This window comes from Protofrankia sp. Cr2, assembly GCF_963555885.1.
GTDB lineage: Bacteria > Actinomycetota > Actinomycetes > Frankiales > Frankiaceae > Protofrankia.
This window is the reverse complement of sequence record NZ_CAUVXG010000004.1, coordinates 52010-64220: the sequence shown is the minus strand read 5'-3', so window position 1 is coordinate 64220 and position 12211 is coordinate 52010. Positions and strand designations below refer to the sequence as shown.

Annotated in this window: 15 protein-coding genes; 12 read left to right on the top strand and 3 right to left on the bottom strand. The window is 70.0% G+C overall.

Annotated features, from left to right (window positions below):
* Positions 1 to 521, bottom strand: a 521-nt coding sequence (locus tag U9978_RS03995; protein ID WP_322759654.1) for a transglutaminase family protein, incomplete at its 3' end; no start/stop codon positions are given.
* A gap of 419 nt (positions 522 to 940) precedes the next feature.
* On the opposite strand from U9978_RS03995, the gene fdxA reads away from it, so the two are divergent.
* The 6 genes from fdxA (at position 941) to U9978_RS03965 (ending at position 6431) form a co-directional block, all read left to right on the top strand.
* Positions 941 to 1264, top strand: a complete 324-nt coding sequence (gene fdxA, locus U9978_RS03990; RefSeq protein ID WP_322759653.1) for a ferredoxin — start codon at positions 941 to 943, stop codon at positions 1262 to 1264.
* Positions 1261 to 2742, top strand: coding sequence for a succinyldiaminopimelate transaminase (gene dapC, locus U9978_RS03985; RefSeq protein ID WP_416210845.1), 1482 nt, complete (start codon positions 1261 to 1263; stop codon positions 2740 to 2742). Before fdxA ends, dapC begins: the two co-directional genes overlap by 4 nt.
* An 82-nt stretch (positions 2743 to 2824) precedes the next feature.
* The gene (locus tag U9978_RS03980) at positions 2825 to 3661 is read left to right on the top strand and encodes a 2,3,4,5-tetrahydropyridine-2,6-dicarboxylate N-succinyltransferase (RefSeq protein WP_416210844.1); all 837 of its coding nucleotides are present in this window, start codon (positions 2825 to 2827) and stop codon (positions 3659 to 3661) included.
* Positions 3651 to 4811 (top strand): succinyl-diaminopimelate desuccinylase, encoded by a 1161-nt coding sequence (gene dapE, locus U9978_RS03975; RefSeq protein ID WP_322759650.1) that lies wholly within the window; start codon positions 3651 to 3653, stop codon positions 4809 to 4811. Before U9978_RS03980 ends, dapE begins: the two co-directional genes overlap by 11 nt.
* A 124-nt stretch (positions 4812 to 4935) precedes the next feature.
* Positions 4936 to 5844 (top strand): TIGR00730 family Rossman fold protein, encoded by a 909-nt coding sequence (locus U9978_RS03970; protein WP_416210841.1) that lies wholly within the window; start codon positions 4936 to 4938, stop codon positions 5842 to 5844.
* A complete protein-coding gene (locus tag U9978_RS03965) occupies positions 5841 to 6431 on the top strand; it encodes a TIGR00730 family Rossman fold protein (RefSeq protein WP_322759648.1) in 591 nt (196 codons plus the stop codon). The genes U9978_RS03970 and U9978_RS03965 overlap by 4 nt, the downstream gene beginning before the upstream one ends.
* Before the next feature lie 14 nt (positions 6432 to 6445).
* Here U9978_RS03965 and folP read toward each other — a convergent pair whose 3' ends face one another.
* Complete coding sequence (folP, locus tag U9978_RS03960) at positions 6446 to 7258, bottom strand: dihydropteroate synthase (RefSeq protein ID WP_322759729.1); 813 nt, start codon at positions 7256 to 7258, stop codon at positions 6446 to 6448.
* A 249-nt stretch (positions 7259 to 7507) separates the two neighbouring features.
* On the opposite strand from folP, the gene U9978_RS03955 reads away from it, so the two are divergent.
* From U9978_RS03955 to U9978_RS03940, 4 genes are all read left to right on the top strand, one after another.
* Positions 7508 to 7987, top strand: coding sequence for a DivIVA domain-containing protein (locus U9978_RS03955; protein WP_322759647.1), 480 nt, complete (start codon positions 7508 to 7510; stop codon positions 7985 to 7987).
* A 327-nt stretch (positions 7988 to 8314) separates the two neighbouring features.
* Positions 8315 to 8821 carry an SRPBCC family protein gene (locus U9978_RS03950; RefSeq protein WP_322759646.1) on the top strand — a complete coding sequence of 169 codons (507 nt, stop codon included), beginning with the start codon at positions 8315 to 8317 and terminating at the stop codon, positions 8819 to 8821.
* Positions 8822 to 9051: 230 nt separating this feature from the next.
* The gene (locus tag U9978_RS03945; protein WP_013872340.1) at positions 9052 to 9219 is read left to right on the top strand and encodes a DUF3117 domain-containing protein; all 168 of its coding nucleotides are present in this window, start codon (positions 9052 to 9054) and stop codon (positions 9217 to 9219) included.
* 344 nt (positions 9220 to 9563) lie between these two features.
* A complete protein-coding gene (locus U9978_RS03940; protein WP_322759645.1) occupies positions 9564 to 9719 on the top strand; it encodes a hypothetical protein in 156 nt (51 codons plus the stop codon).
* On the opposite strand, the gene U9978_RS03935 is transcribed toward U9978_RS03940, so the two are convergent.
* Positions 9705 to 10367: an O-methyltransferase gene (locus tag U9978_RS03935; RefSeq protein ID WP_322759644.1), complete on the bottom strand. Its 663-nt coding sequence runs from the start codon at positions 10365 to 10367 to the stop codon at positions 9705 to 9707. The genes U9978_RS03940 and U9978_RS03935 overlap by 15 nt on opposite strands.
* A 168-nt stretch (positions 10368 to 10535) precedes the next feature.
* On the opposite strand from U9978_RS03935, the gene sigE reads away from it, so the two are divergent.
* Positions 10536 to 11450: an RNA polymerase sigma factor SigE gene (gene sigE, locus U9978_RS03930; protein WP_416210840.1), complete on the top strand. Its 915-nt coding sequence runs from the start codon at positions 10536 to 10538 to the stop codon at positions 11448 to 11450.
* A partial coding sequence (locus tag U9978_RS03925) for a hypothetical protein (protein WP_322759642.1) occupies positions 11447 to 12211 on the top strand: 765 nt, incomplete at its 3' end. The genes sigE and U9978_RS03925, both read left to right, overlap by 4 nt.

Sequence of the window (12211 nt, the reverse complement as noted above, 5' to 3'; positions counted from 1 at the left end):
AACGGGTCGACCAGGACCCGGCGCTCGGGTGAACCGACACCGACGATGACGTGGCCGGGCATGCCGATCGGGTATGCGGGGACGCAGAGCCGGTGGGCGACTTCCGTCCACACGATCGACAACAGGATCGGCAGGCCGTGCCGGCGGCGGAGCACCGAGGCGAGCAGGGACGCGTGCAGACTGTCGAAGTCGCCCGCGTCACCGTGGAAGCCGGCCCGGGTTCCCAGCGTCTCCCGCAGGATCTCGGCGGCGGTGCGCACGTCCAGCCCGGCGAGCGTTCGCCTGGCGGCGGGTCCGATCGGGGGTCCGGCGGCGGGTCCATCGCCCGTGGCGCTCACTTCGCTCGGCGTGATGCCCAGGAGGCCGCCGGCGTCGCCGGCGAGGACATCGAATCGGGCCAGTTCGCGTCCCGGGTCGAGCTCCGGTTCGACCTCCGCCGCGATCAGCATGCAGGCCAGGCCGATATCGACCGGATCCCGTCGGACGATGTCGGCGAACTGACGTCGTGTTCGGGCGCTCATCGTGGATTCGCCTCCGTCTGCCCAGTGCTTCGTACTGCGCTCTGTCCTGCGTCTTGTCCTGCGTCCTGCTCGGCACTCGGCACGGCACGCTCGTCCGTGGCCGGCCCGGCGGCTGATCTGCGGACCGGCCGCGGCGGAACCCGTCGACCTGCGACGAGATCATCTTCGGCGACCGTCACGATGGAACCGTCGCTGGTCCGTATCGTCAGACGTCGATCGGCCCAGGACAACAGGTGCCCGACGACGTCGGTCAGCGGCAACGGACCGGCGACCCGCCGGCGTACCGAGACTCTGGCGCCGGTGTCAGCAGGAGTGATACGGACGACATACACGACAAGCGAACGCCCTTGTTGTCGACACAGAACCGTTGAGGTCGATACTAGGGAGTCAGTCGCCCGTGAGCCGAGGAGGAACAACCGGTGACCTACGTCATCGCGGAGCCCTGCGTCGATGTCAAGGACAGGGCCTGCATCGAGGAGTGCCCGGTCGACTGCATCTACGAAGGCGGACGGATGCTCTACATCCAGCCTGACGAGTGCGTCGACTGCGGAGCGTGTGAGCCCGTCTGTCCGGTCGAAGCCATCTACTACGAGGACGACGTTCCGGATCAGTGGAAGGGCTTCACCGATACCAACGCCGTCTTCTTCGAGGAGCTCGGCTCGCCTGGCGGGGCGTCGAAGGTGGGTGCGCTCGACTTCGACCCGCCCAGCGTCGCCACGTTGGCGCCGCAGGGCGAGTCCTGACCGGGCCTCCAGGGCCTGCCGGAGCGTTCCGGCAGGCCCGCCACTCCCGGGTACGGTTGCCTGACTTCCCCTGGGATGCCCTTGCGCCGTTCGCGCACAAGGCCCGCGCACACCCGTACGGCATCGTCGACCTGTCGGTCGGCACGCCGGTGGACCCGACCCCGCTCGCGGTTCAGCATGCCCTTGCGGCGGCGGCGAACGCCCCTGGCTATCCGGCCACCGCCGGCACGCCTGAGTTGCGGGACGCAGCGGCGGGCTGGCTGGCACGCCGGCTCGGAGTGATCATCGAGCCGGCCGCCGTGCTGCCGGTGATCGGGACGAAGGAACTGGTCGCGCAGCTTCCGAGCCAACTCGGGCTCGGGCCGGGCGACCGGATCTGGATACCGACACCGGCGTACCCGACCTACCAGGTCGGTGCCCTGCTGGCTGGCTGCGAACCGGTGCTCGGTCCGGCGGACGGCGTGGCGCTGGTCTGGCTGAACACCCCGGCCAACCCGTCGGGCCGGGTGTTGACCGTGGACGAGATGCGGGCGGTCGTGGGCTGGGCCCGAGATCGTGGCATCGTGGTCGCCAGCGACGAGTGCTATATCGAGCTGGGCTGGGAAGCCCGGCCCGTCTCGGTGCTGCATCCCGATGTCTGCGGCGGTTCCCACGAGGGGCTGCTCGCCGTTCACTCGTTGTCCAAGCGGTCGAACCTCGCCGGCTACCGCGCCGGCTTCGTCACCGGAGATCCGAGGCTTGTCGCCGGATTGTTGGAGGTACGGCGGCACTGCGGGTCGATGGTCCCGACGCCGGTTCAGGCGGCCATGACCGCGGCGCTGGCCGACGACATGCACGTTGCCGAGCAGCGGGCGCGCTATGCCAACCGGCGCGCGGTGCTCGCCGCGGCGTTGGCTGTCGCCGGGTTCACCATCGAACACAGCGAGGCCGGGCTCTATCTGTGGGCGACCCGTGGGGAAGATGCGTGGGCGACGGTGGACGCCCTGTCAAGCGTGGGTGTGCTTGTCGCGCCCGGAGTGTTCTACGGCGAGGCTGGGCGCCATCACGTACGGATAGCGCTGACCGGGCCGGACGCTCAGGTCGCCACCGTCCCGGAGCGGATGGCGATGTTGCCACCGCCGCAGCAGGTCCACTCGCCGTCTGCGCAGCCGCCGCCGGTCAATCCACCACCTCCGGTCAACCCGCCGTCGCTGCTGTCCGCCGGATACCCCGGCGCCGGATACCCCGGTGGCGGGTACCAGACCGGCGCGCATCCGGTCGCGCCATTCCCGCAGGCCGGACCGTCGACCGGTGGCCAGCCCACGGCCGGAGGATGGCCGGACACCGCCTACCCGCAGGGAGGCCGGTACCAGGGTGGAGGCCCGGACCTCATCGTGGCTCCGGGGACGGCCCCGGCGCCGGCGGTGCCATGGCCGGACGACGACCGCGGTGCCCGCCCCAGCTTTCAGGTCACGACGGAGCCGCCGGACATCCGATGATCCACCGCTTGCCGGAGTCGGTGGGGCACGAGTGGTGCCTCGCCTCGTTAGGGTCGGAACCGTGAGTACCTCGGATGAGATCATGGACTCCGCGATAGACCCGGTCGTCGACCTGTTGTGGGACCGTCCCGACGCCACCGAGGCGCCGGACGGCCGCAGTGTCCACGATGTCGTGGTCGAGGCGATCAACCTGTTGGACGCAGGGAAAGCGCGGGTCGCGCACGTCACCGGCGACGGCGACACCGGCGGCGACGTCGTCGTGGACGAGCGGGCCAAACGTGCCATCCTGCTCGCCTTCCGGGTGCTGGCAATGGTCGAGTCCTGCGCCGGCGACTTCCGGTATCGCGACCGGGTGCCGCTCAAGACGTCCTTCGACGGGGTCCGCGTTGTGCCGGGCGCGATCGTCCGCTGGGGCGCGCACATCGAACCCGGCGCGATACTGATGCCGAGTTACACCAACATCGGCGGATATGTCGGTGCCGGCACGCTGGTCGACACCTGGGCGACGGTCGGTTCGTGTGCGCAGATCGGGCGTCGGGTGCACCTGTCCGGCGGGGTCGGCATCGGCGGGGTGCTGGAACCGCCGAACGCCAGGCCCGTGGTGGTCGAGGACGACGCGTTCATCGGCAGCCGCTGCATGGTGGTGGAGGGTGCCCGGGTACGCCGTGGGGCCAAGCTCGGCGCGGGTGCGATCCTGACCGCGTCCACGCACGTGTTCGACGCTGTCACCGGCGAGGAGTATCCCCGTGGGGAGATCCCGGCGCGGGCGGTGGCGGTGGGGTCGAGCCGGGTGAAGTCGTTTCCCGGTGGGGACTTCGCGATGCCGTGCGTCCTGGTGCTGCGCACGCTGGCCGAAGGCGAGATCCACGACAAGCTCGCGCTCAACGACGTCCTGAGGGAGCACGGCGTTGCTCCCTGAGCGATCCCCACTGGCGCACCAGGGACTACGGCCTCCGGGCGCACGGCTGGACCTCACCGTCCCGGCGGCGGAGCTGACCCGCGCCCTGGTCGACGTCCCGTCCGAGAGCGGATCCGAGGCCGCCCTGGCCGACCTGGTCGAAGAGGCGCTGGCGGACCTCGCCGGACTGCGGGTGGACCGCGATGGCGACGCCGTCGTCGCCCGCACCGACCTGGGCCGACCGACCCGGGTGCTGCTGGCCGGCCATCTCGACACCGTGCCGATCGCGGACAACGTACCGGCCCGAGCCGTGGACGGTCGGCTCTACGGTTGCGGAACGTCCGACATGAAGTCGGGGGTGGCCGTGATGCTGCGGTTGGCCGCCACCCTGCTCGACGGCATGGTTGACGGCCTGGTCGGCGGCACGGCTGGCGGCCTTGCGCACGACGTCACCTGGGTCTTCTATGACAACGAGGAGGTCGGCGCCGACCGCAACGGGCTACGCCGGCTTGCCGCGCGCCATCGGGACTGGCTGAACGCCGATCTCGCGGTGCTCCTGGAGCCGACATCGGGGGAGATCGAGGCGGGCTGTCAGGGCACCCTGCGGGTCGTGGCCACGCTGCGTGGACGTCGGGCGCACTCGGCGCGGGCGTGGCTCGGTGACAACGCGATCCATCGTGCCGCGCCGCTGCTGGAGCGCCTCGCCGCCTACCGGCCGCGGACGGTGACGATCGACGGCTGTACGTATCGCGAGGGCCTCAACGCCGTGCGGGTCGGCGGCGGAGTCGCCGGCAACGTCATCCCGGACGCCTGTGCGGTCACGGTTAACTATCGATTCGCTCCGGACCGTGATGTCCCCCAGGCGTTCGAGCATGTCCGCGACGTCCTCGACGGCTTCGCCCTTGAGCTGACCGACAGTGCTGCCGGCGCGCCACCCGGGCTCACCGCGCCGGCCGTGCGCGCGTTCGTGGCGGCCGCGGGGCGCGTGCCCGTGGCCAAATACGGCTGGACGGACGTGGCCCGTTTCGCCGCGCTCGGCATCCCCGCTCTCAACTTCGGCCCCGGTGATCCCAACCTTGCCCACACCCGCGACGAATACGTGGAGGCCGAACGGATCGGCGCGGCCGAGGACGTCCTGCGGCGCTACCTCACGACGCAAGAGCCGGATTAGCCGGATCAGCCGGATCAGCACATGCCGGGATGGCTGCTGACCTGCCCGGGATGTTTCGGATAACGCTCGCCGAACTCCTCCGCCGGTTACCCGAATGTGATCTTGAATGTAACGCTGGAACGTTATGTTACGGCTCGTGAGTACGCCCACCGACCCGGCCCAGCCAGACGTTCCTCCGGTCCCCGGCGCTGCCGGTCCCGGTCCCGGTCCAGGCAGGGACCGGCCGGCCCGGACCCGCCGACCCCCGGAGAGGCAACGCGGGCCCATCACCGTCCGCCGGGGGCTGGTCGAGGCGTCAACGACCGACCAGCATTTGCTGGACACCCGCGGTCCGACCGACTGGGTCCACGCCGACCCGTGGCGGGTGCTGCGGATCCAGAGTGAGTTCGTCGAGGGGTTCGGGCTGCTCGCGGAGTTGCCCCGAGCGGTGACGGTCTTCGGCTCGGCCCGTGTTTCCGTGGACGACCCCGACTACGCCCTGGGCGAACGGCTCGGTGCCGCGCTCGTCCGGGCCGGCTATGCGGTGATCACCGGTGGCGGTCCGGGGGCGATGGAAGCTGTCAACCGGGGCGCGCAGGAAGCCGGTGGTCTGTCTGTCGGCCTCGGTATCGAGCTCCCGTTCGAACAACGCCTCAACGACTGGGTCGATCTCGGGGTGACCTTCCGGTACTTCTTCGTCCGCAAGACCATGTTCGTCAAGTACGCCGAGGCATTTGTGATCATGCCTGGCGGGCTCGGCACGCTGGATGAGCTGTTCGAGGCCCTCACGCTCGTCCAGACCCGTCGGGTGACCCGTTTTCCGGTGGTGCTCATCGGGTCGCGGTACTGGGGGGGTCTGCTGGACTGGCTGCGTACCACCGTCGCGGGCGCCGGGCGCATCCTGTTGTCAGATCTTGATCTTGTTACCCTCACCGATGACGTGGACGAGGCTGTCCGCATCATCGTCGACAGTCACCGTCCGGGCGGCGGCGGTGCCAGCGGTACCAGCCAGTCGGGACCGGATACCGGTTGGCCGGCCGGCGAGCCCGCGTGAACATCTGCGTCTACTGCTCGTCGTCCGAGGCGATCGATCCCTCCTACATCGAGCTCGCCGCCGACGTCGGCACCGCGCTCGCCCGCCGCGGCCACGGCCTTGTCTCGGGCGCCGGCTCGATCTCGTGCATGGGCGCGGTCGCCCGCGCAGCGCGTGCCGGTGGTGCCTACACCGTGGGGGTGATCCCGCGGGCGCTGGCGGCGCTGGAGGTCACCGACGACGATGCGGACGAACTGATCGTCACCACGACGATGCGGGAGCGCAAGGGACTCCTGGAGATCCGGTCGGACGCATTCCTCGCGCTCCCCGGCGGCCTTGGCACCCTCGAGGAGTTGTTGGAGGTCTGGGTCGCGCGCTCCCTCGGGATGCACGCCAAGCCGGTCGTCGTCCTCGACCCCTCGGGCCTGTTCACCCACCTTCGGGCACAGGTGGCGGAGCTGGTTCGGCGGGGTTTCGTCCGACCGGCGGCCCGAGACGCGCTGGGCTGGGCGGACACGGTCGCGGCCGCGTTGGACCTGCTTGAGGCCGGGGTACGGCGGCCGGGCGGTATCGGTCCGAGCGCCGCCGAACAGCTCGAGGGGGAGTAGTCGGTGTGCCCGGGTCAGGCCAGTCCCCGGCGGGCGACAGCGAGATCCCGGGTACCGCGGATAGTCGCCACCATGTCCAGCACCTTGCGGGTCGCGGCGACCTGGTGGGCACGGAAGATCCTGGCACCGAGCCAGGCGCTGATCGCGGTTGCGGCGAGGGTCCCCTCAAGACGCTCGGTGACCGCCACATCGAGGGCCTCGCCGATGAAGTCCTTGTTCGACAGCGCGACGAGCACCGGCCATCCGGTTGCGGCGAGTTCGGGCAGCCGACGCGTCGCCGCCAGGGAATGCCGGCTGTTCTTGCCGAAGTCGTGGCCGGGATCGACGATGACGCCGTCCGGGCGCACTCCCAGCGCCACCGCGCGTTTCGCGAGCCCGGTCGTGGTGGCGATGATGTCGGCGACCACGTCGTCGTAGGCGATTCGGTGTGGGCGGGTGCGGGGCGGCAGGTGCCCGGCGTGGGTGCAGACCAGGCCCAAGCCATGCTCGGCGGCAACCTCGGCCAGGTGCGGGTCGGTGCCACCCCAGGCGTCGTTGAGCAGGTCGGCGCCTTCCCCCGCCACCACCGTGGCGACCTCGGCCCGCCAGGTGTCCACACTGATCGCGATGGCGGGGTGTTTCGATCGGACCAGCGCGACGAATCCGCCGATGCGCCGTAGCTCCTCGCCCGTATCGACGTCAGCGCCCGGCGCCGCCTTCACTCCGCCGATGTCGATGATCTGGGCGCCGTCGGCGACGGCACGGTCCACAGCGGCCAGTGCCTCCCTCTCGCCGTAGGTCGCGCCCCGATCGAAGAACGAGTCGGGTGTCCTGTTGATGATCGCCATGATGACCAGGTCGGACGGACCGAAGGTCGAGGCGCCGAGCCGGAGGTCAGCGGCGGCAACCGCATCCGCGATGTGCGCTGGGCCCACGGTCTGCTCCGTGCCTGCGGTGTGCTCGGCGCCCGCCGGATCAGCGGCGTGGGGCGTGTCGGCGTCCGTACTCATCGAAAGGGAGTTTAGAGCGCCCAGAGTGTCCCGCCGGGCCTCGCGCCGGGCGAAACCACAGCCGCGATCAGGCTGGCGGGGTGGCAGGTGCGGCGTAACGTTTCGGTACGTGCCACGATCGTGAGTGTGTTGCTCGCTGTCGAGATAGTGGTTGTCGCCGCCATCGTCTTCGCCGTCGCCGCCCTCGCGGTCGGAAGATTCGACCGGTTGTCGTCGGCTCCGCCGGATGCGGCTGGCCACGGTCTGCCTGCACCGGCCGTGTCTGCGGCTGACGTGAACGGTGTCCGGTTTGATATGGCGTTTCGGGGTTACCGGATGGCCGAGGTCGACGCGGTACTCGCGCGGCTCGCGGACGAGATCGCCTGGCGGGACGCTGAGCTGGCGCGGCGGGACGAGGAGATGGTCAGGCTCGCATCCTTCGCACATTTCGATCATCAGTCTCAGGGTCGGCGGAGCGCGGATCGCGACGACTGGGCTGGCCACGCCGACGCTGTCAGCCAGACGACTCCACCGGTGCCTGCGACGCTGCCGACTCGGGCAGAGCTGCCGGCCCCACCGTCGGCGTGACCGGCATCCGGGAGATGCCGGACGGTCTTTGGAAACGATGTGAATCTGGTGTTGTGGCAGGAGCATCAGATTCACATCGTTAAGAGCGCCCGGCAATAGGGGCGTGGATCAGGGAGCGGGGCTGGGGTGCGTGTATCGCGAGATGCGAGATGCGAGGAGGGAGGAGGGAGGCACCCTGGTTGTGGGTGTCGAGCGACGAGCCGGGGTACCCGTGCATCGCGAAGCGATGGCCGGGGAGCGATGAGGTGAGGTGTGTGCCCCAGCCCCGCGAGGCCGCGTCCCTGTTGCCGGGCGCTCCAAGCCGGCGAACCACTATGGGGGATCTTCATGTTGAGCGTCAGTCTGTTCCGGAGGCACCACCGCCCGGCAGCCGCCGCGGTGAACCGGCGCAAGCCCGGCACGCTTGTCGCGGCCGTCGAGGTGGACGCCGAACCGGACGCCGTGTTCGCGGCACTGACGGATTGGGAGCGTCAGAGCGAGTGGCTGCTGGCGACGACGGTGGTCCGTTGCCGTCAGGGTGGGATCGGTGTCGGCGGATGCATCGTCGCCCGCACCGGGATCGGTCCGTTGGCGATCGTCGACACGATGGAGATTGTCGAGTGGGAGCCGCCGTACCGCTGCCTGGTTCGCCATACCGGCCGGGTGGTGCGGGGAGGCGGAGCCTTCGTGGTGGTGCCGGTGCGCGCCGGGCGGTCGAGGCTTGTCTGGTCCGAAGAGTTGGACCTGCCGCTGGGGTGGTTCGGTCGCGCCGGGTTCGAGCTGCTGCGGCCGCTGCTCGCGGCTGCGTGGCGGGTGTCGTTGCGCCGCTTCGCCCGGGAAATGACGTCCAGCTGATGTCCGGCTGACTTCAGGCGCACGTCGAGGCCGGACCGCCGTGACGTCCTGACCATGGCTATTGGTCCGGATCGTGTCCGTGTTGGCCATCTGGAGGCTTATCGGGCGGTTCGCGAGTCCGTCAAGCTGTGTCTGTTGTGGCGCTGCGGGGTGACGTGTTTCGGTTCCCGGCCTGTTCTCCGGGATAATCGCCGGTGGTAGCAGGTCCGACGGCAGGAAGAGGTGCACCGATGGCGGCCATGAAGCCGCGGACGGGTGACGGTCCGCTCGAGGTCACCAAGGAGGGACGCAGCATTATCATGCGCGTTCCGCTCGAAGGGGGTGGCCGTCTCGTGGTGGAACTGTTGCCTGACGAGGCGAAGGACCTCGGGGACGCGCTGAAGTCGGCTGCCGGCTAGGCCCTAGGCCCTAGGCCCTAGGTCCTAGGCCTTAAGCAGGTGGCCGGCGTGTTCGACGTTCCGGTGGATTCCGGGCGGGCCGCCCTCCGCCCACCGACCGTGACGCGGTGGGCCGGTACGCCGTCGCAGGTCGGTGTGCCGGCCCGGGTTCTGCTGACGTCAACTCCTGCTGGGGCGTAGCCACCGTCGAGGCGCTCACCGCCAACGCAGAGGGTTGTCTGGTGCTCGCTGACGGGCTTGTCTACGCGGCCACTGCCGCGCCGACGGCCGGCACGTTCTCCTCTGACGACACACGCGGGTACCAGGGGCCTTCTGCGCGCGGTCCAGACGGCCGGTGAAGGACTGTGGCGGCCTGGCGGAGTAACCCCCCCCGTCGGGATGTCCGCACGCTGCTGGCGTGGTTCGGCGCTCAGCCGGCCGAAGGGTTTGCGATCATGGTTCGGCTCGCCCGCTTCGAGGTCGATGACCCCGAAGCGGGTGAGCGCTCACCCGACTGGTGACGACTTCGCGACAACCGCGACGACCAAGCCGTCACCGGCGGTCAGGAGCATCGGCGTCAGCCGGATGTCGTCCCGCACGGCGGTCGCGAGCTCCCGGGCCGCGACGGCCTCGGGATCGCGAGCGGCCAGGTCCGCGACCCGCCCACCGGCGAGCATGCCGGCGAACACCACGATCCCGCCCGGTCGCAGAAGGCGGAGGGCCTGGTTGAGGTAATCGGTGGCCTCACGCCGGTCCGCATCGCAGAAGACCAGGTCATAAGCACCGTCGGTGAGGCGGGGCAGGACGTCGAGGGCCCGGCCTGTTATCAGCCGGCTGCGGTTGGATGCCATTCCCGCGTCGGCATACGTGCGGCGCGCGAGCCGGAGATGTTCGGCCTCGACGTCAATGGTGGTGAGCGTTCCGTCCGGCCGCATACCTCGCAGGAGCCAGGTACCGGACACCCCTGTACCCGTTCCGATTTCGACGACGGTGCGGGCGGCGACACATGCGGCGAGAAAACGAAGGATGGACCCGGCACCCGGGCTGACGGGAACGATCCCGACCTCCTCGGCGCGTGCTCGGGCAGCCCTCAGCGGAGGGTCTTCCAGCAGGAAGCCCTCGGTGTATTCGGAGGCCGGATCGATGGCTCCGGTGGCTGTGTCGGGCATGACATGGGCAGCCTACGGGAACGCCCGCTGTGGATGGTGCGTTCGTCTGGTCAGCGCACCTCGTGTCGGGATGGATCGAGGGGAGATCAGCCGGTGTCCGCTGCGGGTTTTGCCGCGCCATGGCCGGCGCGTCGGGTACGTTCGTCGCGAACCGATCGAGAGGCGACCGTGACCGGACAGGACGCGCGCCTGGCGACGTTCGCGCCCGGACGGTCGGCTTCGTCCCGTCCGGTGTCCGATGGCGACGCCGGACGTGACGAAACCGTCGCCGTCGACGTCGCCGGGGTGGATCAGACCACGTGGGTGCCACCCACCTGGGAAGAGGTCGTCCGGGATCACGGTAATCGGGTGTATCGGCTCGCTTACCGGCTTACCGGTAACGCACATGATGCCGAGGACCTCACCCAGGACGTCTTCGTGCGGGTGTTCCGGTCGCTGGCCGATTACACGCCCGGCACCTTTGAGGGCTGGCTGCACCGGATCACTACAAACCTCTTCCTGGATCGGATGCGCCGCCAGCAGAAGATTCGGTTCGACGCGTTGCCGGACGACCCGGAACGCCTCGCCGGCCGCGAAGCGAGTCCCGAGGCTGTATATGCGGAGTCGCATCTCGATGCAGACATCGAAGGTGCGCTGGCAGCGCTCCCGCCCGATTTCCGGGCTGCGGTCGTGTTGTGCGACATCGAACAGTTGTCCTATGAGGAGATCGCGCAGACTCTCGGGGTGAAACTCGGGACCGTCCGCAGTCGGATCTCCCGGGGCCGCGCCATGCTGCGCCAAGCCCTCGCCGATCGGGCGCCGCGCACGTCGGTGACGACAGACGGGCCGGCAGAGTTCACAGCATCGGGCGCCGTGACGGCTGACGCCGTCCCAGCCGGTGGGGCCGTCCTGACCGTGTCGTCGACGTCGGACACGGTGGCCGGCCCGGTCGTGCCCGTGGCAGTCCCGGTCGTCCCGGTTGATGACGGTATGCCGTCGTCACGCCGATCGCACCGGATCACTCGGCGGACGCCGCCGACAGGCCTGCCGGCGGCGGCGAATGCTGGTGGTGGCACGTCGTCCGCACCGGAGGGGGAGGCGTGACCGGACATCTCGGTAAGCAGATCGCCCCACTGGTCGACGGGCAACTGGACCACGACGGTCGGGACCGTGCCTTGGCGCATGTCGCGTGCTGTTCGTCCTGTCAGCGGGAGGTCGCCCAGCTGCGCCATCTCAAGGCCCGGCTGGCGGGGCTCGGTGATCCGGCCCTTCCGGGGGGAGTGACGGAGCGGCTGCTGCGAATGGCAGTTCCCGCCGCATCCAGACCGGCTGGACCGGCGCGGAGGCGTCCGGCGTTCCTGGCCGTTCGCGTGGTCATCCGGACGGCCAGGCGTGGTCTTTTCGTCGGCGTCATCACCTCGGTGGTCCAGCCGGTCGTCCAGCGCCCTGTGCGGAGCGCCCATCCGCCGCACTCGGCGATGCAGACCCGGGCGACGGCGACCCGGGCGACGGCGACCCGGGCGACGGCAGGGCGGGTGGCTTCGCCAGCCAGGCTGGTTGATCTCGTTGGTGCTGCCGGCCCGAAGGGGCGCCGCGGGCCGGGCCCGACGACGCGCCTTGATCCGAGTCGGCCGGACACGGCGCCGCGCGCAGTCATCGCGTCCGGTGGTCGTCGGCTGGCGATCGGCCCGGCCAGCAGCTGGCGGGGACGCCGGAGCCGGACCAGACGTACCTTGGTGAGTTCGGTGGCTGTGATTGTTTTCGCTGTCGCGGGCGCTGCGCTCGGAGAGACACGTGCGCCTGACACGGTTCCGCAACCGTCGGGTCCCGTCGCGATCCCGGCGGCGCGGCCCAACGCCGTCTCC

Excerpts from the sequence above, each read along its gene's own strand:
- U9978_RS03980 (WP_416210844.1), top strand. The coding sequence starts at position 2,825 with ATGGACTCCGCGATAGACCCGGTCGTCGACCTGTTGTGGGACCGTCCC.
- U9978_RS03970 (WP_416210841.1), top strand. The coding sequence starts at position 4,936 with ATGTTACGGCTCGTGAGTACGCCCACCGACCCGGCCCAGCCAGACGTT.
- folP (WP_322759729.1), bottom strand. The coding sequence starts at position 7,258 with ATGGCGATCATCAACAGGACACCCGACTCGTTCTTCGATCGGGGCGCG.
- U9978_RS03950 (WP_322759646.1), top strand. The coding sequence starts at position 8,315 with ATGTTGAGCGTCAGTCTGTTCCGGAGGCACCACCGCCCGGCAGCCGCC.
- U9978_RS03945 (WP_013872340.1), top strand. The coding sequence starts at position 9,052 with ATGGCGGCCATGAAGCCGCGGACGGGTGACGGTCCGCTCGAGGTCACC.
- U9978_RS03935 (WP_322759644.1), bottom strand. The coding sequence starts at position 10,367 with ATGCCCGACACAGCCACCGGAGCCATCGATCCGGCCTCCGAATACACC.